This is a genomic window from Pseudoalteromonas sp. DL-6, assembly GCF_004328665.1.
Lineage (GTDB): Bacteria > Pseudomonadota > Gammaproteobacteria > Enterobacterales > Alteromonadaceae > Pseudoalteromonas.
Genome location: NZ_CP019770.1, coordinates 1,196,628 through 1,223,402, shown reverse-complemented (window position 1 = coordinate 1,223,402; position 26,775 = coordinate 1,196,628). Strand labels below are relative to the sequence as shown.

23 protein-coding genes, 1 tRNA gene and 1 pseudogene are annotated in these 26,775 nt (G+C 40.6%); 8 read left to right on the top strand and 17 right to left on the bottom strand.

The genetic code is table 11. The features are described 5' to 3' along the window. Window positions 1–13: 13 nt before the first annotated feature. From pal to B1F84_RS05675, 10 genes are all read right to left on the bottom strand, one after another. Window positions 14–550: a peptidoglycan-associated lipoprotein Pal gene (gene pal, locus B1F84_RS05720; protein WP_008114144.1), complete on the bottom strand. Its 537-nt coding sequence runs from the start codon at window positions 548–550 to the stop codon at window positions 14–16. A gap of 35 nt (window positions 551–585) precedes the next feature. Then, complete coding sequence (gene tolB, locus B1F84_RS05715; RefSeq protein WP_008468400.1) at window positions 586–1,944, bottom strand: Tol-Pal system beta propeller repeat protein TolB; 1,359 nt, start codon at window positions 1,942–1,944, stop codon at window positions 586–588. 8 nt (window positions 1,945–1,952) lie between these two features. After that, window positions 1,953–2,858, bottom strand: a complete 906-nt coding sequence (tolA, locus tag B1F84_RS05710; RefSeq protein ID WP_008114140.1) for a cell envelope integrity protein TolA — start codon at window positions 2,856–2,858, stop codon at window positions 1,953–1,955. 4 nt (window positions 2,859–2,862) lie between these two features. Then, complete coding sequence (gene tolR, locus B1F84_RS05705; RefSeq protein WP_008114139.1) at window positions 2,863–3,294, bottom strand: protein TolR; 432 nt, start codon at window positions 3,292–3,294, stop codon at window positions 2,863–2,865. Then, window positions 3,281–3,985: a protein TolQ gene (gene tolQ, locus B1F84_RS05700; protein WP_008114137.1), complete on the bottom strand. Its 705-nt coding sequence runs from the start codon at window positions 3,983–3,985 to the stop codon at window positions 3,281–3,283. Before tolQ ends, tolR begins: the two co-directional genes overlap by 14 nt. An 879-nt stretch (window positions 3,986–4,864) precedes the next feature. Beyond that, the gene (ruvB, locus tag B1F84_RS05695; RefSeq protein WP_008468403.1) at window positions 4,865–5,872 is read right to left on the bottom strand and encodes a Holliday junction branch migration DNA helicase RuvB; all 1,008 of its coding nucleotides are present in this window, start codon (window positions 5,870–5,872) and stop codon (window positions 4,865–4,867) included. A 7-nt stretch (window positions 5,873–5,879) separates the two neighbouring features. Then, on the bottom strand, window positions 5,880–6,497 hold the full coding sequence (gene ruvA, locus B1F84_RS05690; protein WP_008114133.1) for a Holliday junction branch migration protein RuvA: 618 nt from the start codon (window positions 6,495–6,497) through the stop codon (window positions 5,880–5,882). Between the two features lie 2 nt (window positions 6,498–6,499). Then, window positions 6,500–7,024 (bottom strand): crossover junction endodeoxyribonuclease RuvC, encoded by a 525-nt coding sequence (gene ruvC, locus B1F84_RS05685; RefSeq protein WP_131690820.1) that lies wholly within the window; start codon window positions 7,022–7,024, stop codon window positions 6,500–6,502. 132 nt (window positions 7,025–7,156) lie between these two features. Then, window positions 7,157–9,658: an FtsX-like permease family protein gene (locus B1F84_RS05680; RefSeq protein WP_131690819.1), complete on the bottom strand. Its 2,502-nt coding sequence runs from the start codon at window positions 9,656–9,658 to the stop codon at window positions 7,157–7,159. Beyond that, complete coding sequence (locus B1F84_RS05675; protein ID WP_010392805.1) at window positions 9,648–10,361, bottom strand: ABC transporter ATP-binding protein; 714 nt, start codon at window positions 10,359–10,361, stop codon at window positions 9,648–9,650. The genes B1F84_RS05680 and B1F84_RS05675 overlap by 11 nt, the downstream gene beginning before the upstream one ends. On the opposite strand from B1F84_RS05675, the gene B1F84_RS05670 reads away from it, so the two are divergent. The 5 genes from B1F84_RS05670 to B1F84_RS05650 all read left to right on the top strand — a co-directional run bounded on the left by B1F84_RS05670 (window position 10,362) and on the right by B1F84_RS05650 (window position 15,449). Beyond that, complete coding sequence (locus B1F84_RS05670; protein ID WP_008114125.1) at window positions 10,362–10,985, top strand: arylesterase; 624 nt, start codon at window positions 10,362–10,364, stop codon at window positions 10,983–10,985. A 116-nt stretch (window positions 10,986–11,101) separates the two neighbouring features. Next, a tRNA-Pro gene (locus tag B1F84_RS05665) sits at window positions 11,102–11,178 on the top strand. A 624-nt stretch (window positions 11,179–11,802) separates the two neighbouring features. Then, complete coding sequence (locus tag B1F84_RS05660; protein ID WP_131690818.1) at window positions 11,803–13,284, top strand: PAS domain-containing sensor histidine kinase; 1,482 nt, start codon at window positions 11,803–11,805, stop codon at window positions 13,282–13,284. After that, window positions 13,281–13,703: a response regulator gene (locus tag B1F84_RS05655; protein ID WP_131690817.1), complete on the top strand. Its 423-nt coding sequence runs from the start codon at window positions 13,281–13,283 to the stop codon at window positions 13,701–13,703. Before B1F84_RS05660 ends, B1F84_RS05655 begins: the two co-directional genes overlap by 4 nt. Before the next feature lie 24 nt (window positions 13,704–13,727). Continuing rightward, a complete protein-coding gene (locus B1F84_RS05650; protein WP_240702016.1) occupies window positions 13,728–15,449 on the top strand; it encodes a GGDEF domain-containing response regulator in 1,722 nt (573 codons plus the stop codon). A gap of 155 nt (window positions 15,450–15,604) precedes the next feature. On the opposite strand, the gene B1F84_RS05645 is transcribed toward B1F84_RS05650, so the two are convergent. The 3 genes from B1F84_RS05645 to B1F84_RS05635 form a co-directional block, all read right to left on the bottom strand. Then, window positions 15,605–16,144 (bottom strand): methyltransferase, encoded by a 540-nt coding sequence (locus B1F84_RS05645; RefSeq protein WP_131690815.1) that lies wholly within the window; start codon window positions 16,142–16,144, stop codon window positions 15,605–15,607. Between the two features lie 448 nt (window positions 16,145–16,592). Beyond that, a complete protein-coding gene (locus tag B1F84_RS05640) occupies window positions 16,593–16,841 on the bottom strand; it encodes a hypothetical protein (RefSeq protein WP_076919164.1) in 249 nt (82 codons plus the stop codon). Window positions 16,842–17,006: 165 nt separating this feature from the next. Next, the gene (locus B1F84_RS05635) at window positions 17,007–18,500 is read right to left on the bottom strand and encodes an acetyl-CoA hydrolase/transferase family protein (RefSeq protein ID WP_131690814.1); all 1,494 of its coding nucleotides are present in this window, start codon (window positions 18,498–18,500) and stop codon (window positions 17,007–17,009) included. 389 nt (window positions 18,501–18,889) lie between these two features. Between B1F84_RS05635 and B1F84_RS05630 the strand changes: the two are divergent. Next, window positions 18,890–19,485: pseudogene (locus tag B1F84_RS05630) on the top strand (hypothetical protein). A 47-nt stretch (window positions 19,486–19,532) separates the two neighbouring features. Here B1F84_RS05630 and B1F84_RS05625 read toward each other — a convergent pair. Together B1F84_RS05625 and B1F84_RS05620 are read right to left on the bottom strand one after the other, a co-directional pair. Next, window positions 19,533–20,084, bottom strand: a complete 552-nt coding sequence (locus B1F84_RS05625; protein WP_131690813.1) for a flavodoxin family protein — start codon at window positions 20,082–20,084, stop codon at window positions 19,533–19,535. A 111-nt stretch (window positions 20,085–20,195) separates the two neighbouring features. Further along, window positions 20,196–21,887 (bottom strand): cyanophycinase, encoded by a 1,692-nt coding sequence (locus tag B1F84_RS05620; protein WP_131690812.1) that lies wholly within the window; start codon window positions 21,885–21,887, stop codon window positions 20,196–20,198. A 492-nt stretch (window positions 21,888–22,379) separates the two neighbouring features. Here B1F84_RS05620 and B1F84_RS05615 point away from each other — a divergent pair, with 492 nt between their 5' ends. Together B1F84_RS05615 and B1F84_RS05610 are read left to right on the top strand one after the other, a co-directional pair. Then, window positions 22,380–23,294: a M14 family metallocarboxypeptidase gene (locus B1F84_RS05615; protein WP_131690811.1), complete on the top strand. Its 915-nt coding sequence runs from the start codon at window positions 22,380–22,382 to the stop codon at window positions 23,292–23,294. A 35-nt stretch (window positions 23,295–23,329) separates the two neighbouring features. Continuing rightward, window positions 23,330–23,737 (top strand): hypothetical protein, encoded by a 408-nt coding sequence (locus B1F84_RS05610; protein ID WP_131690810.1) that lies wholly within the window; start codon window positions 23,330–23,332, stop codon window positions 23,735–23,737. Between the two features lie 27 nt (window positions 23,738–23,764). Here B1F84_RS05610 and ccoG read toward each other — a convergent pair whose 3' ends face one another. Together ccoG and B1F84_RS05600 are read right to left on the bottom strand one after the other, a co-directional pair. Next, a complete protein-coding gene (gene ccoG / locus B1F84_RS05605; RefSeq protein ID WP_131690809.1) occupies window positions 23,765–25,147 on the bottom strand; it encodes a cytochrome c oxidase accessory protein CcoG in 1,383 nt (460 codons plus the stop codon). Between the two features lie 153 nt (window positions 25,148–25,300). Then, complete coding sequence (locus tag B1F84_RS05600; protein WP_131690808.1) at window positions 25,301–26,719, bottom strand: sigma 54-interacting transcriptional regulator; 1,419 nt, start codon at window positions 26,717–26,719, stop codon at window positions 25,301–25,303. Window positions 26,720–26,775 lie beyond the last annotated feature (56 nt).

The window sequence follows — 26,775 nt, the reverse complement described above, 5'->3', positions numbered from 1 at the left end:
AATATCTCTTATCTTAGTAAACTAGTACCGCACGGCGGTTTTTAGCGAAAGCTTCTTCAGTGCGAGATTTAACCATTGGCTTCTCTTCGCCGTAGCTAACTACTGAAATTTGGCTTTCAGAAACACCTAAACTTTGTAGGTATTTTTCAACTGCTTGTCCACGGTGCTCACCCAGTGCAATGTTGTACTCTGGCGTACCGCGCTCATCTGCGTGGCCTTCGATTAATACTTTAACTGAAGGGTTTTTAACTAAAAACTCAGCGTGTGCACGAAGTAGCTCGCCGTATTGACCTTGAATCGTTGCAGTGTCAAAACCAAAGTAAATGATTTGCTCTTGACGAAGCGCTTCGTACTTTTGACGAAGTTGCTCTTCAGCTTGTTGCTCTGGCGTCATTGTTGCTACTTCAACTGTATCAGTTGTTTGTTCAACAGTTGCTTGATTTGACTGGTTAGCTGCATTTTCATCGATATCTGAAGATGAGCTACAAGCTGCTAGTGTCATTACTGGCACAGCAATTAGCAGGCCTTTAAGTATTTTGTTAAGTTGCATTGAGTAGATTCCTATTTTGAGTAAACCAGCAATTATTACTGTAAATATGGCGACCAAGCCGGTGCCTTTACTTGTCCATCAAGCACAGGTAAGCGTGCTTTAAAACGGCCGTCCATCGATACTAGCGCAAGTACCTGTTTATTATTATGGAGCGTGCTATATATAATCATCGAGCCATTTGGCGCTATGCTCGGCGATTCATCAAGGCGAGTTCGGGTTAAAACTTGGAACGCACCTGTAGCCAACTCTTTCTTAGCAAGATGATACTGTCCGTTAGTACGGTTTACCATCACTAATTCTTTTCCGTCTGGCGAAATAGAACCCGCTAGGTTCATGTCACCGTCAAAGGTTAATCTTTGAGATCTGCCAGTTTTTAAATTTAACTTATAAATCTGAGCATTACCACCCCTTTCCGACGTAAATACTATATCTTGACCATTTGGGTACCACGAAGGTTCGGTATCTATACTGCGATGGCGAGTTAATCGTGTCTCTTTACGTGTTAGTAAGTCTAATAAGTAAACCTCAGTTGCACCAGTTTTATCTTTTGACAGCACCAACAGTAGCTTTTTACCATCTGGCGAGAACTGCGGCGCACCGTTAATTCCTTTATAGCTGGTGATCAATTCACGTTTACCGGTATAAATGTCTTGAATAAATATTTGGCTCTGGCGATTTTCAAATGTTACATACGCTAATTTTGTGCCATCTGGTGACCATACTGGCGACATTAATGGCTCTTTTGAGCGCAATAATACTTGTTCATTAAAGCCATCGTAGTCAGCAACTACTAACTGATAAGGCTTTTCATCAGTATCACGAACAATAACATAGGCTATTTTTGTTAAAAACGCGCCTTTTTCACCAGTTAGTTTTTCATAAATTACATCACTGATGCGGTGCGAGTAACGACGAAAGCCAGTTTCACCAATCACGCTTTGACGCGCTTCTAAAATATGATCTTGGCTTTGAATCAGCTTACCGCTGCTCATCATTTGTGTTTCACCGCCAGTGATTTGGCCGCGAATAACATCAACCAGCTCATATCTCACTAGATAGCGTCCGTTGGTTTGCTGCTCTACTTCACCAACCAATACAGCCTCTACACCTTGGTTTACCCAAGCACTGTAATCAATATCCGCATCTTTGTGAGGTTGTTGCGGCATTTGCGACACACTCACAGGCTTAAACTTACCGCTGCGCATTAAATCGGCAGCAATTACATCACTTAGCTGCTCTGGAATAGGACCAATACCTTGGTATTTAAATGGCACAATCGCAATCGGTCTTGCGCCGTCTATACCTTCAGTAATAACAATTTCAAGTGCTGCATGTGCCACACTTTGAAATCCTAATATTAAAACTAAACAGGCTATTTTAATTTTGTTAAACATGTCATCCCTTAAAACTCTGGCGCGATGGTTATATTAATATTCTTTAGTTGCTCGAATACGTCTTTGTCTTTAGATACCGGTAATGTGTCGGCCATGCGAACGGCTCTTAATGCAGCCTCACACACTAACTTATCACCGCCTAACGATTTTACCTGCGTTACTAGCCCATTAAATCCAAGACGGATATTAATGCGGCATTGCTGGTTTTTCATTTTTTCATCAATTAGTAAGTTTTGTTGAATACGCGCCATAATTAGAGCGCGGAATTTATCAACTTCACTGACTACTTGCTGTTGACGTATTTTATTACGAGCCGCCTGCTCTTTGGCAAGTTGCTCTTGCAACATTTGTTCTTGCAATGCTTGCTGACGTTTACGTTCTGCTTCTTCAGCGCGCTTTTTACGCTCTTCTTCAGCTTTTTTAAGTGCCGCTTCTTCCGCTTTGCGTTTATCGGCAGCCGCTTTTGCCGCGTTTTCAGCTTCTTGCTTTTGCTTTTCGGCTTGCTTCGCTTTTGCTCGCTCGCGTTGTTCTATTTCACGGGCTTTTTTAGCTTGTGCTTGCGCTTCTGCGGTTTCTTTTTCTTTCGCTCTGCGCTGCTGTTCAAGCTTTTTAATGCGCCTTGCTTCAGCTTCACGCTGTTTACGTGCATCGGCTGCTCTGCGTTCTAAATCGCGAATGCGTTTATCTTCAGCACGCTTTTTATCATCTTCTTTCTTTTTAAGCTCAGCTATTTTTTGCTCAACTTGCTTTTGATCAACCGTAACCGCCGAAACCGCTTTCTCTGGTTCAGGAATAGCCGCATTAAGCGTCACTTCCATTACTTTAGGTTTAGGAGGATGAATGTTTGCTGACGCATACAAAAACCCACCTAACGCTAAATGCAGCAATACTGATTTAATTAATGAACTACTCATACAGTTACTTGGTCCCCTCAAAGGATTCGGTCATTAACCCGACCGACGGTACACCTGCATTTTTTAAAAAGTCCATTAACAGTAACACTTCCTGATACGACACTTTACCCGAGCCTTTTATCATCACAGGTACATCCGGGTTTTTCATTAGTTGTAGTTTAATTACTGCAGCTACATCTAATGCTTCCATTGGCTCTTCAGGATCAGTACCTACACTTACGTAATACTTACCATCGGCATCAATAGAGGCAATAATGGGTGGCGTGTCCTTGGTATCGACTAAGTCCGACTCTTCCATTTTTGGCAGGTCTACTTTTACACCATGAGTAATTAACGGCGCAGTGGCCATAAATATAATAAGCAGCACCAACATTACATCAATGTATGGTACTACATTAATTTCTGCGACTGGGCGACGCTTTTTACGCTGGTACATTCGCTTGAGCCTCTATTTGGGTAGCTGCTTGACGGTGTAAGATATTGGCAAATTCTTCCATAAAGTTAATGTAGTGAGATTCTAACTTTTCAACTTTATTAGCAAATCGGTTGTAAGCAATAACAGCTGGAATTGCCGCAAACAAACCCATTGCTGTAGCAATTAGTGCCTCTGCGATACCGGGTGCAACCATTTGTAAGGTTGCTTGCTTTACTTCACCTAGAGCAATAAAGGCATTCATAATACCCCACACCGTACCAAATAAGCCGATGTATGGGCTAATTGAACCCACTGTTGCTAAAAACGATAAGCTTGATTCTAGTTTTTCTATTTCACGAGAAAGCGCAACCCGCATCGAACGGTGTGTGCCTTCCATTACAATGCCCGCACTTTGAAAGGTATTTTTTTTATGACGTGCAAATTCTTTAAAGCCTGAAGTGAATAACGCTTCAATGCCAGCTGATTGGCCACCGCGTGATGAAATTTCGTTATATAGTTTACTCAGGTCAACACCAGACCAAAAACGTTGCTCAAATTTTTTGGCATTTGCTAAGGCGTCAGAGATGGCTTTTTTACGTTGAAAAATAATAGCCCACGACATAACCGACATAGCTACCAACGCTAGCATTACTAATTGCACAAGCAAACTGGCTTCTAGAATTAGATCTAAAAAATTAAGCCCTGATCCCACGTTAAACTCCTAAATAATTAAAAACATCAAATTGATTTATTTGAGTAAGGTAACTTAGCAATACATTCGCCACCATTAAAGTTTAGCTAGTGTATCTAGTGTATTTCCTGCTGACAACGATATTGCTGTGAATAGACAACAAAAAACGTTAAAAAAACAGCTTTACTCAATATTTACTATTTAACTCTTGTTCTACTGTATAAATAAATAACAACAAGGCTGTATATTAGCGCGCTTAGATTCACTAAAGAGTTACAAAAACACGCTGTTTATTCAAAATTAATGCATAAGCACTCATAATTACCACATCCTTACCTTAACGTAATAGTAAAACTAATACCGAACGTTAATATGTTAATATACATAAACAAAGCATTTCATTAACTTATAGGATTAATGATTAATTAACATGCAACAATAAGCTAAAACAAAAAACCGCTGCTATTAGTTTTTTTTATCTGAAAATATAAATTTTCTAGTTTGAACAAATTGTGTCGCTTCGGTATTATTCTCCCGTACCGAGCTAGCGCATTAAATGAAAGCTATTTCATTGAATCCAGTTCCTCGTAATATGATTTATTTCGTATTACTTTTTTACTTCTTGGGGTATGACCTCAACAAGTAAAACGTAGTTCCCTAGATTACTTCCTTAAACTTGTTGTTTGCCCGCATTTTTTGCGGGCTTTTTTTTTGCCTGCAATTTAGCAAACCATCTAAATTCGGCCTAAACACTGTCACAGTAGGCGAACAATAGCCTGATATGTCTTAACGCTCAGTGAATTATTGGCAAAGTAAAATACGTCTCAATTTATCTTTGCCCATACTAAAAAGCCACTGTCGATAAAATGACAGTGGCTTTAGAAAGAATCTAATTAATCTTTAATCTTTTTTAGGTAACAAACCAAAATGATGGTACGCATTATCCGACACAATTCGTCCGCGTGGCGTGCGCTGAATAAACCCTTGTTGAATTAAAAACGGCTCAATCACATCTTCTATGGTTTCTTTTTCTTCGCCTATGGCCGCGGCTAGGTTATCAAGCCCAACGGGGCCACCCATAAATTTTTCAATAATGGCGAGTAAATATTTGCGGTCCATGTAATCAAAACCACTTTTATCAACATCAATCATATCGAGGGCTTGTTGAGCAACCTCAGCATTAACCGTACCATCTGATTTAACTTGGGTGTAATCGCGCACACGGCGCAATAAACGGTTTGCAATACGCGGCGTGCCACGAGAGCGCTTAGCTATTTCGGCGGCGCCATCGTCACACATTACTAAATCAAGGTAATGCGCTGAGCGCCCCACAATATGCGATAAGTCTTCCACAGAATAAAACTCTAAACGCTGTACAATACCAAAGCGGTCACGCAGTGGTGAGGTTAATGACCCCGCACGGGTGGTTGCGCCAATTAAGGTAAATGCAGGTAAATCAAGCTTAATAGAACGTGCTGCTGGCCCTTCACCTATCATTATATCGAGCTGGTAATCTTCCATTGCAGGGTAGAGTATTTCTTCTACTTGCGGGCTTAAGCGATGTATTTCATCAATAAATAGTACATCACCCTCTTCAAGGTTAGTAAGCAACGCAGCTAAATCGCCGGCTTTTTCAAGCACAGGGCCCGAGGTGGTTTTAATATTTACATTTAGCTCATTGGCTACAATATTAGCAAGCGTGGTTTTACCTAAGCCTGGCGGACCGAATATTAATAAATGATCCAACGCTTCGCTGCGGCTTCGCGCAGCTTCAATAAATATTTCCATTTGTTGCTTAACATGCGGCTGACCACGGTAGTCGGCCAGTAACTTAGGCCTAATAGCACGGTCTATGGTGTCTTCATTGGTTTTTTCAGCAGCATCTATTAAGCGATCAGCTTCGATCATAATTTACTCACAGCATTGATTTCAAAGATTCTTTAATTAGAACCTCAGTCGACATATCGGGTTTGCTTACTGATTTTACTGCTTTTTGCGCTTGTGGCAATTTATAACCGAGCGCCACTAACGCCGAAACCGCATCATCGGCCGCATTATTGGCTATAGTTGCATCGCTCGCAGGCTCTATTACGGCGCTATCGCTAAACGGGGTAAATAAATCGTTGCCCCAATTTTTTAATCGGTCTTTCATTTCGAGCACTAAACGCTCTGCGGTTTTTTTACCTACCCCTGGCAATTTAACCAAAGCGGTAGCATCTTCATTATTTACGCAACTTACAAACTGCTGCGCCGACATACCCGACAAAATAGCTAAACCCAATTTTGGCCCTACGCCATTGGCTTTTAACAGCTCTCTAAATAAGGCTCGTTCGGTTTTATTATTAAAGCCAAACAATAACTGTGCGTCTTCGCGTACTACAAAGTGAGTGTACACAATGGCGTTGTCGCCCACTTTGGGTAAATCATAAAAACAGGTCATTGGCATTTGTACTTCGTAGCCAACACCACTCACTTCTAATAATATTTCTGGGGGCTGTTTTTCAACTAACACGCCGTTTAAGCGACCTATCATTGTTATTTCCTTAGACGTCCTCTAACGGTTTTGCTTGCGCTACCCGCTAGTTTTATTAAATTTTGTTCAGAGTGAGCATGGCAAATCGCAATCGCGAGTGCATCCGCCGCATCGGCTTGTGGCGTACCCGGCAGTTTAAGTATATTTTTAACCATATGTTGTACTTGCGATTTATCGGCACCACCGTTACCCACTACAGCTTGCTTTATTTGCCGTGCTGAGTATTCAAACACTGGTAAGTCGGCCATAGAGGCACCGACAATGGCAGCACCACGAGCTTGACCAAGTTTTAAAGCAGAATCAGGGTTATGCGCCATAAATACTTTTTCTATAGCAAAGGTTTCAGGCGAAAACTGCTCTATAAGCTGCGTAATACCTTGGTAGATCATTTTAAGTCGGGTGGGAAAGTCGTGATCGGCTAATTTAATACAGCCACTGCCTAAGTAAGTAAACTTAGCACCTTGGTGCGCAACCACACCGTAACCCGTTAAAAGCGAGCCCGGATCGATCCCTAAAATAATGGCCAAACAGCACTCTCATTATTGTTATTCATTAATAATGCTAATAATGCCAGAGCACTGTATAAATTACCAGTACCAAGCCAAAACAAAAATGCCTACTTAAAAAGTAGGCATTTAAACGCTATTTGGCCGCAAAGTTTACGCTAAAGCGCGCACTAAGCCTTGAGTATTTTGTTTGAGCGTACGAGCAATCATAAAATAGCCTAACCCTGCTACAAACACGCCACCAGCAACGGGGCCAATAATCCAAATATTAGGATGCAGCTTACCTGCCAAATCAAACATTTGCTGCTGTACTATTAACAGTGCTATATCACTGAAAAATGCAGCGACTAGTCCGGCTAAACCGCCCAGTAATAAAAACTCATACAAGGTGGCATTTTTTATTAATCGGCTTTTAGCGCCTAACGTACGCAATATTACAATTTCTTGCATGCGCTCACCTAAGCTTGCTTGCACCTGCGATATTAATACCAACGCACCACATAGCACCACAATAGCCAATACAAAACCAATGGCTAACGACACTTGTTCAATAGTCGATTGTATTTGCTTAACAAAGTTATCTACATCAATTGCTGTAATCGTGGGGTATGTACGTAATAACTGGCTAAAGTCGCGCTTTTGCTCAGGTTCAATGCGTACCGATGAAATATAGGTCGCCGGAAAGTCGCTTAGTACATCAGGGCTTAAAATAATAAAAAAGTTAGGCTTGAGTGTGGCCCAATTTACTTTTCGCACACTGGTTATTTTAGCGTCGAACGACTGCGCACCAATTAAAAACGTGAGGGTATCGCCTAATTTAACATCGAGGCGCTGCATCATCGACTCTTCCAGTGAGGCCTCGGCAACAGCGTCATCGCCAAACCACTGGCCATCGATAATGTCATTTTGTGAAGGGACTTCGTCAAGCCATGTTAAGTTAAGTTCGCGACCAATGCCTGAGCGGGCTTCTTCGTCTTTTTTCTCGTTGTCTTGCAGTGACACTTCACGCGCGACCGCTTCACCGTTGACGGCATTTACGCGACCACGAATAGTCGGATAAAACTCCGACACTTGAATGCCCTTTTGTGCTAAATATTCATTAACTGGATCCAGTTCATTTTGCGTAATATTCACTAAAAAAGCATTAGGTGCATCACTTGGTAATTGTGACTGCCAATCAGAAATAATATCGTTTTTAAGCACAATTAAAAATAATAGTAATTTAATCGCTAACGAAAAACTAATTAACTGCACTGCATTAACATTGGCGCGCTTTTGAATAGACGCAATAGCCAACGACCAGCTGTTACCCGGCTTTAAGCCAAGCTTGCGGCCACCACCAAATATTAACTTAGAAATTAAAAATAACACCAAAATAAGCGCAAGCGTTGAGACAAACAAAATAAGGGTAATTTTAATGTTATTACTAAATAACCACATTAATAAAAACACGGTGAGTGCACTTAGCCCTAAATGAATTTTACTTACCGCAAGGCGATCGCCTAAGTTGCGGCGAAGTACTCTAAGCGGTGGAATATCAAATAAGTCTAACAATGGCTTAATAGAGAACATAACAGCACAAATAACCCCGGTGCTAATAGCCACTAGCCAAGGTTTAAAGCCTGCCATGGGCAGTTCGGTGCCCATACTTTTAGCTAAATAACCGGTAGCCAGCTCTTGCAAACCATAGCCAATAGCTAGACCAACAAACACCGCCATGGTACACACCATTAATAAGTGCATAAGGTAAATTTTGCGGATCATATCGCGGCTGCCGCCTAAGGTTTTCATCATTGCGACTGGGTCGTATTGACGCTCACAATAGCGCTTAGCCGATACAGCAATAGCAACCGCGGCTAAAATAATCCCTAGCAAACCGGCTAATAACAAAAAGCTTTCAGCTCTGTTTAAGCTATTTGAAATAGGCGATTGGCGATCTTTTACACCATACCAATTTTGGTTTTCTTTAAGTTGGGGTTTTAGCCAATCGTAAAAACTATTTATGTCGCTTTCATCACCTGCATACAACTGGCGGTAAAATACACGGCTACCGGGCTGTATTACTTCAGTTTTTGGTACGTCGTCAATATTAATAAGTACCCTGCGGCTGCTAGAGAACACATTAAACGGCGCATCAGGTTCTTCTACAATCACCTTTTCAACATTAAATAACGCTGCGCCTAATTCAACTTGGTCGCCTACATTTATGTTTAAACTGTAAAAAACCGATTCACTTAGCCACACGTTACCTGGGGTTGGCGCACCCGGGGCAACTTCTGTTTCGGCGTTTAAGCCCGCCTTAACTTTTAACTGACCTTTAAGCGGGTAACTATTTGATGCAGCCTTTACCGAGCTAAATTGCATTTCATCGTTTGCAAACAACATAGTGTCAAAATACACCATTTGCGCTGTTTCAAGGTTTTGCTGCTCAGCTTGAGTAATAAAAGCGGTATCTATGGCGTGGTTACTGGCCAATACCCTATCAGCGGCGATAAAGGCACTGCTTTTTTGGGCAATACTTTCTGCGATTCGCTCGGTCACCATAGATAAAGTAAGCACGGTTAATACCGCTAAAGCAATGGCTGCGCTTATAACCGTTAGTTCACCACGGCGAAACTCACGAGAAAATAGTTTAAGTGCTAATTTAGCCCACATTTGCCATTTCCTCAGTTGAGTTATGTACCAGCTCCCCCGCCTCTATTTGAATAATACGTTCACACTTTTGCGCCAGTGCTTCATCGTGGGTAACTAAAATAAGCGTAGTACCATTTTGCTTATTTAAATCAAATAATAACGACTCAATCATATGGCCATTTTTGCTATCTAAGTTAGCTGATGGCTCGTCGGCAAACAATATTTTAGGTGAACCCACAAATGCACGGGCAATGGCAACACGTTGTTGCTCACCACCAGATAACTGCGACGGGTAATGATCAATACGATGGCTCAAGCCAACCTTTTCAAGTAACGCGAGCGCTTGCTCTTTAGCGTCGTGTTCGCCAGCAAGCTCAGCGGGTAGCATCACATTTTCAAGTGCGGTTAAACTTTGCACCAACATAAAAGACTGAAACACAAAGCCAACTTTAGCGGCTCTCAGTGCTGCTCGCGCTTCTTCATCTAACTTGTGCAAAGGCTCACCATCTAACATTACCTCGCCACTGCTGGCGGTATCAAGCCCTGCTAGCAAGCTCAATAATGTAGACTTACCGGAACCAGAGGTGCCTACTACGGCAACAGACTCGCCATGCTTGACATTAAAGCTGATGTCGCTGAGGATGGACAACTCACCTTCAAAGGTGGAAACCACTTTAGATAGACCATTTACTTGAATTATATTTAATTGAGAAAGCGCTGACATATGACTCATTCAATCCTACGTTGTGTATTCATTTTATTTTTAGTTATTAACCCACTACACGCGGCAGCTAACAACACGATTTTAATACTTGGTGATAGTTTAAGCGCAGCCTATGGCTTAAAACAAGAACAAGGCTGGGTGCAATTGTTACAAGATAAATACGATGCCAAGCAACGCCCTATCAACTTAGTTAATGCAAGTATTAGCGGCGAAACCACCGGCGGTGCATTGCGCCGACTAGACGCGCTACTTGAGCAATATCAACCCACTCACGTACTTATTGAGCTCGGTGCTAATGACGGCCTACGCGGTTTTCCTATCACTAAAATGCAGGCTAACTTAACGGCTTTAATTGAAAAAAGCCAAGCTGCAGATGCGCAAACCGCACTTATGGAAATATATATTCCACCTAACTATGGCCCGCGTTACAGTAAAATGTTTACCGATAGTTTTGCCAGTGTTAGTGAAGCTACCGACTCGCATTTAATGCCGTTTTTTGTGCTTAAAGTAGCAGGAAAAAGCGAGCTAATGCAAAACGATAACTTACACCCTAACAAAACTGCCCAACCAATACTACGAGATGAAATGTATAACACGATCAACCAGTGGTTAAATAAAGACTAAGGCCGTGTAAAACACTCTGCGCAAGCGCTTAAAATCACACGCTTGCGCAATAAACATCCAAACAAACAAAAGCTTATTGATTTTTTTATAAATACACGTACTATTGCTATCGAAGTCGGTATGTGGCGCAGCTTGGTAGCGCACTGTCATGGGGTGGCAGGGGTCGAGAGTTCGAATCTCTCCATACCGACCATTAATCCCTCTTTAAATTCTATTTTCTCTAGTTAAAACTATTTTCCTGTCGTACTACCTAATTTAATAATAAAAAATATCGCACATTTATCGCACCAACCAATTTATTGACTGTTTTTGTGCTTTTTTGATTTCAAAGGTATTGAGGTTATGTGACGCCTCATTTAAATACTTTCAAATAATAAAGAAGCACGTATCTACTTTTACTTTTTGATGTATTGGCTTGAGTTTATTGATATGCAGCTGTGGGCAGGCATTCAATAAGTATGATGTCTGAAGTCAAGATTTGGCCTTTTCTATACATTAGTTTGTTTTCAAGACATGCCGAGCGCCAATAAATAGTTAACACAAATAGTAGCCGTACTAAAATCAGCATTTTTGAATCCTTTGCGATAGAGTGTAGGGTTATCTAAAACAAAGCTATATCTAATAAGCACTACAACTAATATTCCCCACCCCAACCCTAAATCAATATGCCTTTTTCACCTATAACGACTCGCTAAAATATAAGAAGAAATTATTAAAATGGGTATTTAAATAACATGATCTTCCTCTAAGTTTGCTGTTCATTACTTGTTCGACTATTACTATATTATGGGAACTAAATTTACTTGCCGGATGCTTGATGGACCTTAAAAAAGTAAATAAAAAATCTAATTCGCCAAGTGCAGATGTAAATATGGATGAAGCATTTTTAACTCAGCTAGTTAATTGTTTACCCATGGGGGCAATGATAGTTAATACTGATGCTCAGATCCTTTTTGCCAATAGTCAACTATCTGAAATACTGGGCTATGAGGATTCAGAACTCATAGGAATGAACATAGATAGTTTACTTCCGGCGCAATTTAAAGCGAACCATACCCATTTGATGAGTCAGTTTTTTGTTAACCCTCGAAAACGCTTGATGGGTGAAGGCCGTGAGTTATTTGCGAGTCAAAAAAATGGTAAGCAAATCCCAATTGAAATAGGTTTAAACCCAATACACGGACAACAAGAGTTAGTTTTAGCCACATTAGTAGATATATCGCAAAGGCTGCGCGCAAATAATATGTTTCAACGCTCTATTCAGGCTGCACCACATGGTGTGTTAATAGTTGACCAAGCGGGCATTATACAAGCGGTAAATCAATCGTTATGTAAATCTTTTGGTTACAGTGAAATAGAACTACTCGATAAAAAAATGGAAATGTTATTACCGCAGCGCTACCAAGGGCATCACTCTGCTCTTCGTCATTCATTTCACCGTGAGCCCAGTGTCAGAAGGATGGGAGTAGGCAGAGATTTAACCGCCTTACACAAAGACGGTAAAGAATTCCCAGTTGAAGTAGGCTTGAGCCCTTTTATAAATACCAATGATGAAGACATGGTGTTTGTGTCGTTATTAGATATAACAGAACGAAAACGAATGGAAACTGAGCTAAAAGAAAATAACACAAGTTTGAAGGAGTTTACCTATGTGGCTTCTCATGATTTACGCTCTCCATTGCGGGGCATTTCAAACTTAATTGAATGGATAAAAGAAGATTTAGGCACTACCACAGCTGAAGTGGAATATAACTTAACACGTATTGATGATCGTATTCATAAAATGGAGACGTTAATAGATAATTTATTGGCCTATGCAAGAGCTGGCAAAGCTACCCCAGATACTCAAGTAATCGATATGCATAAATTAATTTCTAACGTTACCGAACTGTTAGATTTACCGGCTGGAATGAAGCTTCATAAAGACATTCAATTAAATACCATTGTCACTGCATGGACGCCGCTTGAAACCGTTGTTCGTAATTTGCTAAGTAATGCCATTAAACACCATGACAGTAAAGAGGGAACTATAGAGATTCGTTGTGTAGCAGAAAATACGCTTTGCCATATAACGGTTACTGATGATGGCCCCGGTATACCAGCAGAGGCTTACGAGCGTATTTTTAGTTTATTTCAAACAACCTCAGATGATAAGTCGGGTTCAGGTATAGGCTTGTCTATTAGTAGGCGCCTCGCACAAACTCATGGTGGGCGTATTTCTGTTAGTTCAAATGAGCCGCAAAAAGGCTCTACATTTCATGTTTGGTGGCCGCGCTTTGCAAGGAAAGAAAATTTATGATCAAAAATCTGTCTATACTGCTTGTTGAGGATGACGATGTTGCCGCAGAAGCCGTAACAAGAAGCTTAAGAAAAGTTGATCCTAAAATTAAAATAATTTGGAAAGAAAACGGAAAACTTGCGCTCGATGCGTTACGAGAAAAAGCACAACAAAAAGAAATATCAGAGCCCTACTTAGTATTGCTAGACCTGAATATGCCAGTGATGAATGGCTTTGAGTTTTTAGACCATATTCGTAAAGATAAAAAATTAAACAATACCGTTGTATTTATCCTAACAACCTCAAATGAGGATAACGATCGCACTCGCGCGTACCATAACAACGTAGCAGGTTATATGGTTAAACATGCAATTGGCCCGCAGTTTGCCAAATTAGCGACACTTATGGATGCTTATATACATGCCGTTGAGCTTGAATAAGCCATCTTAGCAAGAGATATGGATATGATAACTTCAATAGATCACTTTGAAACCTGCGACAGTATTAACCTACTCATTGTTGATGACGATGCGGTTGATAGAGAGCAAATACGCCGTATGATATCTCGCTCTAATATACAGGCGAAAATTTCAGAGGCATCCTCTATTGAAAGCTCGATGTCTTATCTTGAGCATGGGGAGTTTGATTGTGTCATAGTTGATTACCGATTAGGTATCGGCTCGGGGCTTACCTTGCTAGATAATATTAGAAAGTCTGTTAATAACCATTGTGCTGTGATTATGGTCACAGGCTTGGGAGATGAAAAAATAGCAGCAGAAGCTATGCGGCTAGGAGCAAGCGATTATTTACTTAAAAACCAATTAAAAAGCGCTCAGTTGATACACTCTATATCTAGCTCCATTCAACGCGCAAGCTTAGAAAAAAAACTTCATGACATGGCACACTACGATAGCCTAACAGGCTTAGCAAGCCGCCCTATTTTAATTGATCAACTTCAACAGGCCATTAAATCTGAGCAAAAGCTCGCCGTTGCCTATTTAGATTTAGATAACTTTAAACCCATTAATGACAAATACGGTCATGAAACCGGAGATTTCGTGTTAAAAACCATTGCCCAGAGGCTACAAAGTACATTACGTAAAGAAGATACACTCGCGCGTATCGGCGGAGATGAGTTTATCTTTTTATTAAGGGGGGCTGCGCACACGATACAAGAATATGAGATTCTGTTACAAGAGGTGCTGATTGAGATAAACGACCCAATAAAATTAGCAGAGTTTTCGTGCTCTGTTCAAATTTCAGCTAGTGTTGGCGTTGCGCTTCCTAATAATGATGGCTTAAGCTGCGATGACGTTTTACGCCGAGCCGACCAAACCATGTACCAAGCTAAAAGGTCTGGGACAAACCGAATTCTGTTTTTTGATCCGGAAGAAGAAAGTCTAAGGCATGCTAAACATGATTTATTATTGGCTGCCGAGAAAGGCATTGCCCGTAAAGAATTTATTTTACATTATCAACCAAAGGTCAATTTGATGGATCACCAGTTAATTGGCGTTGAAGCCCTAATACGCTGGAATCACCCTACTTTGGGTTTACTTTACCCAGGTCACTTTTCAGAGGTATTAGAGCACCCACACATTGGGATATTGATTGGCGAATGGGTATTCGCTGAAGCCCTAAAACAACATAAAATTTGGACAAGAAATCACCTTTGTATGAGTGTAAATATCTCGCCAGCCCATTTACTTAGTGAAGGCTTTGTTGAAAACCTCAGAGAGTTACTCATCAGCACCAATAATATAAAGCCAAAAACACTCGAGTTGGAAATTTTAGAGAGCACCACAATTGGAAATGTTGACCAAGCAGTCGACGTGCTCAATGGCTGTCGAAATTTAGGGGTGAGTATTGCTTTAGACGACTTTGGCACAGGTTACGCTTCTTTGAGTTATTTAAAAAAATTACCTTTAGATACACTAAAAATAGACCAAAGCTTTGTTAAAAAACTCCTATCAGACCAGGAAGACAAGTCTATCGTTACCTGTATCGTGGCGCTAAGTAAAGCATTTGGGTATAACCTAGTAGCAGAGGGGATAGAGTCACAAGAGCTCGAAAAAGTGCTTATAGGCATGGGTTGCTATCATGGACAAGGCTATTATATTGCCAAACCAATGTCTGCAGATAACATGAACTTATGGATAAAAAATATGACATCAGCTAAGCACTAACACTAAACAATATCTCTCTATGTTCGCATTTATTATCCCAGTAAAATAGCAAATCACTTCAGCTTGCGCTCATCATTACGCTCTTTATTTTGATCGTTTTAAAAAACCTTTTTGCTAATTTAACCATAAAATTTGCTGGTTCTAATTAAATACCGCTATTGAGGTTGCCAGTGGTACACATAAATAGGTGTTTGGTAAAAATCTTTAAGTTTGATCACTTTAGTTGGTTTATATGAAGGCAAAGCAAAAGTGTTACTCACAATAGTGATATTTTTAAACAAGTCATGTTTTAACTTATCTTCAAGCGCTAGCATACCACCAGGAAACAAGTAACATACCAAAGTAGACGCAGCACTGAGATCGGCACTTTTAAAGTCTTTTCGATAGAGGGTAAGGTTATTTAAACCCAAACTATATTTAAAAAGCACTGAAACCATCCAAGGAAACCACGATAACTCATAGCCAATAATCTGGTTCTTAGGATGCTTTTTGGCAACCGCTATAACGAGCGTTCCCCAACCTGAACCTACATCAATTAATGCGCCCTTTTCATCCATGTTTATTTCAGCAAGCATAGCTTGGCGCGCTTTACTTGAACTCATCATCGGTGAAATTCCCGTTTTTAGCGTACCCCAAACAGTAGAGAAGGCTATTAGAAGAACTAAAAAGAAAAGTGCGATAGCAATATAGTCCATACTAACTAACCCCTGTTAACTGTTGAATAGTCATAATTTCACTTTAGTGATTATTCGCTTTTACATAGTAAAACCATTACATAGCGTGGCATTTGAGTAAATTTATTTTAAATTTAACAATTGGTTAAAAACATTCAAACTCACAAAAAAAGCGCCATTTGGCGCTTTTTAGATTAGGGTCTGTTGACCTTTGCGGATTAAAATCTGTTCAAACTAGGGGCGGTTTAATCGCGGCGCGAGGTTTGTAACCTAGTGGGCTAAGTCAAAAACGAGCAACAAAGAGTAAATCGCCCCTAGGCAGAACCCTTCGGGCAGCGCCTGTTTGGCATTGATGCTGCGTTATCGCCTATTTATGGGGAATAACCACACCACATAGGCGCTGCCTTGCCTAAATACCAAACAGACTGCTGCAAATTTAACCTTGAAAGGTCAACAGACCCTAGAGGTATTAATGCTTACGCCCTACTCCGTTGCGTACCATCTCTTGGCCGTTTTGAAAAATCTCTTCGGTAATTTCACGGGCTAATAAAAGTTGTTGCTTGTCATCAAACACCGCGACAAAACGGCTGCCGTCGGCATTATTAGTTGCCATGCCGACGCCTGCTACGCCAGTTAAACCTAAGCCGCCGTTTTCCACTTGCAGTAAAAAGCTTTCAAGTTCAGCGAGAGTGTCGATTGCGGTTAGTTTATTTTCCATTATGGTTACTCTGTATGTTGCTCGCCACGGCGAGTCTGTAAATAATATACAGTTATTTTACAGCACACAGTAAAAACTTAAACCACCTTATGGCAAAACAATAACAACGCGCTATGAAGCATCAGCATCATAAACTAAAAACCCCGCAAATGCGGGGTTTATGTATTAGCTTTGCTTCATTGTGCCTTGTTGTTCAAGGCGGGTATGCCAGCTGAATGCTTCTTCTAAAATATGAGGCGTATGGCCGCCACGTACACAAGCACGCTCGTAATAATCAAGCATGGCGTTGCGGTAATCTGGGTGCACACAGTGCTTAATGACTTCAATTGCACGTTCGCGTGGTGCTAAACCACGTAAATCAGCTAAGCCTTGCTCGGTTACTAAAATATCAACATCGTGCTCGGTATGATCAACATGGCTTACCATAGGAACAACGCTTGAAATAGCGCCACCTTTAGCAATTGATTTAGTTACAAACACCGATACATGGGCATTACGTGCAAAGTCGCCTGAGCCACCAATGCCGTTCATCATTTTAGTACCACACACATGGGTTGAGTTAACGTTGCCGTAAATATCAAACTCAAGCGCGGTGTTAATTGCAATAATACCCAAGCGACGCACAATTTCTGGGTGGTTCGACATTTCTTGCGGGCGAAGTACTAATTTATCGCGGTACTTTTCAAGGTTATTAAATACTTGCGCGTTACAACGCTCTGATAAAATAATTGAACACCCTGATGCAAAATCAAGTTTACCCGCATCAATTAAATCAAAGGTAGAATCTTGTAGTACCTCTGAATACATAGTGAGGTCTTTAAAGTCTGAGTCTAGTAAACCCATCATTACTGCATTGGCTATATTACCAATACCCGCTTGTAATGGTCCTAAGTTTGCAGGCATACGCTCTTGCGCTACTTCTTCTTTAAAGAAGTTAACTAAGTGACGTGCAATAGCGGCTGTATCTGCATCTGGGTCGGTTACAGTTGAAAATGAGTCACTTTGATTGGTAAATACAATACCCACAATTTTAGCCGGATCGATTGGAATAGCAGTGCTACCAATACGGTCATCTACTTTAACTAGCGGTACTGGTGTACGTGTAGGACGGTAAGATGGAATGTAAATGTCGTGCAGCCCTTCAAGCTCTGGCTGGTGTAACATATTAATTTCTACAATTACTTGTTTGGCAAAAATAGCAAAGCTGGCTGAATTACCCACTGACGTTGTAGGTACTATATGACCTTCTTCTGTAATAGCTACGGCTTCAATGACCGCTACATCTGGCATAGTTAGCTGGTGATTACGTAACTGTTCAACGGTTTCAGATAAATGCTGGTCAATAAACATGACCTCACCGTTATTAATCGCTTTACGTAATGTGCTGTCTACTTGAAATGGCATACGACGTGCTAACGCACCTGACTCAGTAAGTAACTTATCTAAGTCGTTACCTAATGACGCGCCCGTCATTAGGTTAATTTTCATTGGGTTTTCACGTACTCGCTCGGCAAGCGCACGTGGTACGGCTTTCGCTTCACCGGCACGAGTAAAACCGCTCATGCCCACGGTCATGCCGTCTTTAATAAATAAACTGGCCTGCTCTGCAGACATCACTTTGTTGTGTAAGTCGCTACGACGAATTCGTTCTAATTGCATTTGGAACCCCTTAAACCCCATTATTATTTGGGCGCTATTCTAAGTATTTCCGCATGCTTCGTAAGCTAGACCTAAGTCTCATTTACGCATTGTTGATATAAAAACATCGTAAAACGCCTTAATTTTGTACACTTAATAACTTAACTTATTGGTGCTAATGGGGTTAAAATACTAAAAAATTTAACTCAATCATTAAATCGCCCTAGTTAAATTTAAAACAAGACTCAATACAATCAATCACTTATTATTTTCACTAGGGAAGTTGAAATTACAAAGTGTATAAAAACAAAGCCATACATTGCGAAGCTTACAAAATAATAAACTGCTCATTCATTCGGCAGTAACCTTGTAAGGAATAAAATCTATAATTTAAGTATTAAGGAAAATACATGGATTTATCTGACGAAGAAATTAACTTTCTTTCAGGGCTGTTTGAACCCAGCCAAAGTACCGCATTATACACTGAAACAAAGCTTACAGTACAAACATCGATTCCAGACGGTATTGCGCATTTACTTGGGCAAGCTAAATTAACCTTACTGGCTGAAGTAGCTCACTACCAACTATGGTTTCCACTTCAATTTAAAACCGATGAATTAGGCCATTTCAGCACTGTGTTAGAAGCTCCCGAAGTGATTGATACAAAAGGGGTTCAACGCAGCTGGCGGCTAAGTGAATTAAATATTCAAAGCCAAGGTTTTGCATTGAATCTATATCCAGCACAGGGATATTTTTAAAACCCACATCCATACATAGTGAGCTTGATGATTTGCAAAATATGCAATTTATTTTACCTAACGAAGCGGCGATATCATTAGACCTAGAACCAGTTAGGCAGAGTAAGTGTGGCATAGCAGCAAAAATTAAACACATTCACCATGGTAAAGAGCAGCTAAGAGCGTATTTATTTGAAGTTCATAAACGTCAATTTTCAAGCTTATACCAGCTAGAGCACAAGCAACAAAAATTGGAATTATCAAACTAAAAAAGCCACACAATGTGGCTTTTTTAACTTATTTTATCGAGTGACTTTTACTTTAAGCGTTTGGCTACATCAGCTACACGTTCGCCGTATAAACGAGCCGTTTCTAAATCGCCTGATGGAATTGCAGATTCATCTGCATCAGTAGGTGATTGCACTAATACGCCAACTGAACCGCCTAAGTTATTGATGTCTTGACGAGTTGATTCCAGTTTATTGGCCGGTGGTAACCCTAGGCTTACCCAAATTCCACCATGTTGCGAAGCCAATGTTTGCATACTAATTAGGGTGACTTGTTTATCGCCATTTAGGCTGCCGCTATTAGTAAACCCGCCAAATACTTTGTCTTTCCACCCCATGGTAAACCAAACTTTAGAGGTAGCATCAACAAACTTTTTAAACTGCCAAGGATATGAGCCCATATAGGTAGGTGCGCCAAATATAATGGCATCTGCATTGTTTAATGCATCCCAATCGGTGTCTTTTATGTCGCCATTCTCATCGATTGCAATAAGCTGAGCGTTTGCTCCATCAGCTACAAATTCAGCCACTTTTTTGGTATGGCCATATCCCGAAAAATAAATAACCGCTACTTTACTCATGAACCTTCCTTTTGTTGTGATTTAATAAACACGCTTTAAATATAGTATGGCCGCTAAAGTTAAAATCAACTAAGCAGCGTGTTTAATTAAATTAGCCTGCGTGGCATTAAATTAAAAGGTACTCACTGCAATTTCTAAATTACTCACCGCACAGCCATACTGCGCAGCACTAATACGATGATATGCCGACTCAGGCGTGGTAGATAGGCTAATAATAAACTCACCTTGCTGACCAACAGCCGTTTGTTCTTGGCTAAGGCACATGGCTTGCGTTAAAGAGCGTAATTTTGCATCCGTTAAAATACTGCCAAAACGCTGAACTGGTAAAGGCGGTATTTTAATTGCTGGTAATGCTTGGCTAATACTGCGCTGACTTAAGGTAAAATCGTTATTTTTAATATCAATCACACTGCCCACAGGCCAATAAGAGTAACTATAGGTTTTAGTTTTAACCTGAGCTTGCCCTGTTGATTTAACCATCACTACTCCATTTTTGCCAATTACAGTCATTAAATTGCCAGCTTCAGATTTAATCACCACTAAGGCTGTGGTTTCGTCTACACCAAAACCGAATGTCGGCTGAGCTTTGTTTGCGTTTAAGTCGTCGAGCAAAGTGCCTAGTCTTAATGTACGGTTTCGCTCGCTAAAGTGTGTATCGAGTACACCGTAACTAAATGTGCCTAAACCCCCAAAGCGGTTGTAAGTTAAACTATCGCTGTTTGAGCGTTCACTGGGTGCATCAATGGCTTGTGCGCCTTCTTTCAATGCCGACAAGCTAGTGCCATTGGTGATCATCACCACATTCCCGGCGTGGGCTTGCCCACCACTTTGCACCGCGGTACCTGCACTTGTGCCTACAACAACAGGGCGAGACTGTAATGCTTTTGTCCAAGGGTAAGGCTGATTATTTTCATCAAATAATACTTTTCGGGTTAAGCTTTGATCGCCGCCATTAAACATAATACCGGTGCTATTATTGATTAGCTCTACTAAAGCGTCGGTGCCTTTTTTACACAGTTTATATTCTGCTTGGGTACGATCAGGGTAAATATGCTCGCGTTGATATAGCCCCATTTCTGAGTGCCTAAGCGTGGTTAAATCATCACACTTATTGGTGGTTATTGCTTTAGCAAGCGCAGGGGTTAATGCAAGCCATTGCGAATTTACATTAGGGAAGCTTAGTAATCCTTCGTAAAAATCAGCAGATTCATAAGGGTCTCTACTTGAGGCGGTAATGGCCAGCATACTCGGGTTGGAGTTATTAACTTTTAAACTACCTGATATAAACTGCAAAATCTCTGTCGCTGCCGATTCGCTATTAAGCGCGGTATTTACCCGCTCTTTTAGCCGTGTGTTGTCGCTTTGGATTTGCGCTACTTCAAGCATATCTATTACAAAATTGTATTCTTGATCCGATAAACTATTGAGCTGTTTGCTATCAATATCGCGCCACAACCATAACAGTTCTTTTTTCGATAACGTGGGCGATGATTTAGCCTGCATTGTTGCTAAATTTTTAATAGTATTGTTTTTAGCTTGGCTATTTTCACTAGGCCACTGTTGCTTTATTTGACTAATTTTAGTGTGAGAGAGCGCAAATACATTATGCGTTTTACCCGAAATTTGAGTATTTTTTTCACAGTTTTTAGGGCTTAAACTGGCACATGTTGTGAGAGCTCCCCCCACTAAAACAAGAGTTTGCTCTGACTGTTTAGCTAATAAATGGGTTGGAAATAAAGAAAAAAAAGCAATAACAAACGCAATTTCAGAGGGAAACTTAAAAGATAAGAACTGTGGTTTCATTATAATTGGCCTCATTTTATACTTACTTAACAGCCTAGTTAAATAGATTGAATAACTTGCTATCAGCGTTCCAGCGCGCAAAACTATCACTGCGTTAATGAATTTGTCAAAACGTTTTAATAAACTTGTTTTCACCCAATCAGCATTGACATATACCTATCAATAACTTACCTATTTGGAGCTGCCAAGCTTATTAGTTCAAATTAGTCCTATTTGGATATACCCCCTTCAGGGTGTATATGCTGCTTCATAGACTATTAATAAATAATATCACTATTGCATACTATGACTTACCTAAACACCTAACGAACTGCTGAAAATTCATTACCGATAAAACAAGCAAGAGCAGTTAAGAATACAATTGTCATAATTTTTAGCTCATCGTATATACTTGCGCGCTATTTTAGTCAGCGTTAAGCTAAGGCCTTATTTTCGTCATTATGGTCTATGTGCTCTATAGCCCGCAGAGATAATTCAACGTAAAGGTTTAATATGAATAACAGTAGTTACCCAATTGGTACGCCTGGTGAGAAGTGGAACAACCATAATAAAATCCAATGGCTTGCGGCACAAAAAATTAAGCGCAGTTATCAACAAGACGTCGTCACTTTAATTGATGAACTTAAAAGCACTCTAGAAGTACAGCAATACGGTGAGCTTAATTATGCCGCAGGTAGCTACCCTTTGTACGCGTTAAAAACTGTTAATTTTGATACAAACAAAGCCACCGTTTTAATTACTGGCGGCGTACATGGCTACGAGACCAGTGGTGTTCATGGCGCTTTAAGATTCGCTAAAACACTGGCAAATCAGTATGCTGAACACTTTAATATTGTAATTACCCCCTGTATTAGCCCATGGGGTTATGAAACAATTAATCGTTGGAACCCAGATGCGAACGACCCTAATCGCTCTTTTTATGAAGGCAGCCCAGCGCAAGAATCAGCGGCAGTGATGAGCTATGTGCAATCGTTAAACACGCGTTTAATTGCTCACATCGATTTACATGAAACAACCGATTCAGATAACAGTGAATTTAGACCTGCACTTGCGGCTCTTGAAGGCAAAGTAAACACCAACTGGAACATTCCTGATGGCTTTTATTTAGTGGCTGATAGCAACAAACCTGAGCCCGCTTTTCAAAAAGCAATTATTGAACATGTTGAAAAAGTAACGCATATTGCACCTAGCGATGAAAATCAGCAATTAATTGGTGTACCACAAGCGCAATTTGGGGTAATTAATTACGCGGCCCGTGATTTAGGCCTATGCATGGGATTTTCTGAAGCAGCGTATGTGACTACCACCGAGGTGTATCCCGACAGTGCAACCGCTAACCCTGAAGAGTGCATATTAGCGCAAGTTGCTGCAATTTCTGGTGCCTTAGACTACATTATTAATAAGTGATCGGTACACTGGATAATAAATAAAAGGAGCGGCTATTGAAATTTGAAAATAACTACGGCAGTTATAGCTTGCGCGTTGAGGGTAATATAGTTATTGGGCAGTTTAAAGGTAACTTAAATCCTGAGTTATTAAACCATTTTAAAGCCGCTCTATTAAATACCATTGAACCGTTTAAGCATTTACCCTGGGGTTATATTAGCCACTCCCCAGATGTGATTGCTGCTACCCCCGATGCAGAAAAAAACATGGTAGATGTAAGCCAAACAATGGGGACTAATAACTGTTTGATCAGTGCATTTGTTCTCACCTCTCCTATCGCTATAAGGCAATTACAGCGGATCATGCATGGCTCAGGTCGTGATGCTCATTTACAAGATTGCTTTTTTAATGATTTTCAAAGCGCCAAAGCATTTGTAACAAAGCAACTACCCTTAGCAGATTAAGATTATTAATTAGCTAAGGGTTTAAGGTTAATTTTTATAAAACTGGCTGTCTTTAGTAATAGTGATAGCGGGGTCTTCTTGCGAAGTGATCACAAAACTCAGCTTACTCACCTTGCGTGCTAAATCGTAGCCGTCTGCAGTCACCGTTACCGGCACACTTTTCATCAGCCCAGGCTCTACTAATATAGCATTTGGGCTTTGCAATGTAGCCGCCTCTAAACCGCTAATTGAAATTGAATAATGCAGCGGTTGCTGAGTTTTATTGATAATAGTAAGTGTGTAAGGGTTTTCAACTAAGCCTTCGTAATTTACCCGATACAATGCGTTTCTATCTCTAAGCACCGAAGCTTCTATGGGAGTGCGTTGTAACATCCAAGCAAACATAGATAAAATTAACAACCCAGTTAACGCCCCATAGCCTACAAGTTTAAGCCTAAATGGATTGGTTTTTTGCCCAGCCATTTGCTTTTCGCTGGCGTATTTAATTAAGCCTTTTTCGTAGCCAAACTTATCCATGGTGTCGTCACAAGCATCAATACATAAACCACAGTTAATACATTCATATTGCAAGCCATTGCGAATATCAATCCCTGCAGGGCATACTTCCACACATAAGTTACAGTCTACGCAATCACCTAAATTAAGCACTTTAGGATCGGCTTTGCGTTTACGTGGGCCGCGATTTTCTCCACGCTCGCTATCGTAAGTAACCACCAGCGTATCTTTATCAAACATCACCGATTGAAAGCGCGAATAAGGACAAGCCACAGTACACATTTTTTCACGTAAAAAGCCCGCATTTCCATAAGTACAAAACGCAAATAAAAATACCCAAAAACTGGTGATCCCAGACCACTCTAAATTTAACATTTCTAGGTACAAGGTTTTAGCGGGGATAAAATACGCTAAAAATGAGGTCGCCGTGAGCACTGAAATAACCAGCCAAGCACTGTGCTTAGTGATTTTTTTTCGCCATTTGGTAATATCCCACGGGCTCTTATCAAGCTTAATACGCTGGTTACGCGTACCCTCGATACGTTGCTCAACCCAAGAAAACATTAACATCCAAATGGTTTGTGGGCAGGTATAACCACACCATACTCTGCCAAGCCAGTTGGTAACAAAAAATAGGGCAAACGCTCCCACCATAAACAGCATGGCTAAAATCATAAAGTCTTGAGGGAGCAAAGTAAGGCCAAAAATAGTAAACTTTTGGGTGGCCACATCCAATAAAACCGCTTGCTGACCATTATATTGAACCCACGGAATGGCGATAAAACTCAGCATTAACAGCCAGCCTAAATTACGGCGTATACGTTGAAAAAAACCTTTTTGCTCGCGTATATAAATAGGCCCCTCTTCTTTATAGGGCTTAATGATCATGTCTTCTTCTTTAATATCAAACTTCATGCTACTTACTTCATAGTGACGGGTATTGAGCAAGTATTTGCAACTTTCAGACCACACTGAAAGATAACTTAAAACATTGATATTAAATGATTTTAAAAATAACACACAACCATAATATCGCGATATTTAGCGACTATCGCGATATGTCGCGAATTAGCTATTGCGGCGAAGCCCGAGTTTTTGCATTTTTGAGCGTAAGGTACTCTCTGGTAAGCCCAACTTATTTGCCGCGCCTTGTTCACCTGCAATTTTCCAATTACACAGTGCTAATACGCTGCTTATATGCTGTTTTTGTACTTCATCAAGTGTAAGCGTTGGGTTTATGGCGTTATCATCGCCCGCTTTAAGCGATTGACTTAACTGTAATGTAGAGTGTTTAGATAAAATAGCTTCTCGTTCGAGTACATTTTGTAGCTCTCTAATGTTACCTGGCCAGTCATAGGCTTGTAATTGTCTGATCGCTTTTTTACTTAACCCTTGTAATTGTTTACCTAAGCGCTTATTTATTTGCGCAATTAAGTTTTGACACAAGTACGGAATGTCTTCTTTTCGCTCTTTAAGTGCAGGCACATTAATGGGAAACACATTTAAACGGTAATATAAGTCCATTCTAAACTGCCCTGCTTGTACCATTTCCCACAAGTTACGGTTAGTTGCAGCAATGATGCGAATATCGACTTTTAGGGTTTGACCACCGCCAACACGTTCAAATTCACGCTCTTGTAATACCCGTAATAACTTACTTTGGGACTCTAATGGTAGCTCTGCAATTTCATCTAAAAATAAGGTGCCTTGGTCGGCAAGTTCAAAACGCCCTTTACGACGCTCGTTCGCCCCAGTAAAAGAGCCTCGTTCGTGTCCAAACAGCTCAGACTCTAATAAACTTGGAGTAAATGCCGCACAATTAACTTTTATAAACGCCTGCTCATTGCGCTTGCTTAATCTATGTAAGTTACGTGCCACCAGCTCTTTGCCAGTACCATTTTCGCCAAGAATGAGTACGGTGCTATCGGTTTCACTCACTAACTGTATTTGATCTAACATGCGTTGAAATACATCACTGCGACCAACTAGCCCAGAATCTTGCCAATCCTCATTAAGCTCGGCAATAAGGTAATCATTCTCATCTTTTAGCTGCTCGCTTAGGTGCTTTACTTGAGCTAACGCTTCGTGCAACTGAGTTTGCGTTTGCTGTTGTGCTGATATATCGCGAAATACTGCTACAGCACCAATGAGCTGGTTATTTTTATAAACGGGAGTGGAGGTGTACTCAACGGCAAAGGCACTGCCATCTTTGCGCCAAAATACTTCGTTTTTTACTTCGCGGCGTTTGCCATCAAACATAGTGCAATAAATTTGGCACTCATCGGCAGGGTAAGGGGAGCCATCGGCATGGCTATGATGATGATATTGGTGTATTTTTTTTCCTAATAATTCATCGGCCGTCCACCCAGTCATTCGCTCTGCAGCTGGGTTTACAAATACCGCATTGCCGGATAAATCAAATCCGTATATGCCCTCACCCACCGCATTAAGCAATAAGGTAGGATCGTTTAAAAAGTTTTTTATCATAATACAACCTCGCGAAATATCGCGAGCATTATGCCAATTTTATCCTGCTTTAGCAC

Excerpts from the sequence above, each read along its gene's own strand:
- pal (WP_008114144.1), bottom strand. The coding sequence starts at position 550 with ATGCAACTTAACAAAATACTTAAAGGCCTGCTAATTGCTGTGCCAGTA.
- tolB (WP_008468400.1), bottom strand. The coding sequence starts at position 1,944 with ATGTTTAACAAAATTAAAATAGCCTGTTTAGTTTTAATATTAGGATTT.
- tolA (WP_008114140.1), bottom strand. The coding sequence starts at position 2,858 with ATGAGTAGTTCATTAATTAAATCAGTATTGCTGCATTTAGCGTTAGGT.
- tolR (WP_008114139.1), bottom strand. The coding sequence starts at position 3,294 with ATGTACCAGCGTAAAAAGCGTCGCCCAGTCGCAGAAATTAATGTAGTA.
- ruvB (WP_008468403.1), bottom strand. The coding sequence starts at position 5,872 with ATGATCGAAGCTGATCGCTTAATAGATGCTGCTGAAAAAACCAATGAA.
- ruvA (WP_008114133.1), bottom strand. The coding sequence starts at position 6,497 with ATGATAGGTCGCTTAAACGGCGTGTTAGTTGAAAAACAGCCCCCAGAA.
- B1F84_RS05680 (WP_131690819.1), bottom strand. The coding sequence starts at position 9,658 with ATGTGGGCTAAATTAGCACTTAAACTATTTTCTCGTGAGTTTCGCCGT.
- B1F84_RS05675 (WP_010392805.1), bottom strand. The coding sequence starts at position 10,361 with ATGTCAGCGCTTTCTCAATTAAATATAATTCAAGTAAATGGTCTATCT.
- B1F84_RS05670 (WP_008114125.1), top strand. The coding sequence starts at position 10,362 with ATGACTCATTCAATCCTACGTTGTGTATTCATTTTATTTTTAGTTATT.
- B1F84_RS05660 (WP_131690818.1), top strand. The coding sequence starts at position 11,803 with ATGGACCTTAAAAAAGTAAATAAAAAATCTAATTCGCCAAGTGCAGAT.
- B1F84_RS05655 (WP_131690817.1), top strand. The coding sequence starts at position 13,281 with ATGATCAAAAATCTGTCTATACTGCTTGTTGAGGATGACGATGTTGCC.
- B1F84_RS05650 (WP_240702016.1), top strand. The coding sequence starts at position 13,728 with ATGATAACTTCAATAGATCACTTTGAAACCTGCGACAGTATTAACCTA.
- B1F84_RS05645 (WP_131690815.1), bottom strand. The coding sequence starts at position 16,144 with ATGGACTATATTGCTATCGCACTTTTCTTTTTAGTTCTTCTAATAGCC.
- B1F84_RS05640 (WP_076919164.1), bottom strand. The coding sequence starts at position 16,841 with ATGGAAAATAAACTAACCGCAATCGACACTCTCGCTGAACTTGAAAGC.
- B1F84_RS05635 (WP_131690814.1), bottom strand. The coding sequence starts at position 18,500 with ATGCAATTAGAACGAATTCGTCGTAGCGACTTACACAACAAAGTGATG.
- B1F84_RS05625 (WP_131690813.1), bottom strand. The coding sequence starts at position 20,084 with ATGAGTAAAGTAGCGGTTATTTATTTTTCGGGATATGGCCATACCAAA.
- B1F84_RS05620 (WP_131690812.1), bottom strand. The coding sequence starts at position 21,887 with ATGAAACCACAGTTCTTATCTTTTAAGTTTCCCTCTGAAATTGCGTTT.
- B1F84_RS05615 (WP_131690811.1), top strand. The coding sequence starts at position 22,380 with ATGAATAACAGTAGTTACCCAATTGGTACGCCTGGTGAGAAGTGGAAC.
- ccoG (WP_131690809.1), bottom strand. The coding sequence starts at position 25,147 with ATGAAGTTTGATATTAAAGAAGAAGACATGATCATTAAGCCCTATAAA.
- B1F84_RS05600 (WP_131690808.1), bottom strand. The coding sequence starts at position 26,719 with ATGATAAAAAACTTTTTAAACGATCCTACCTTATTGCTTAATGCGGTG.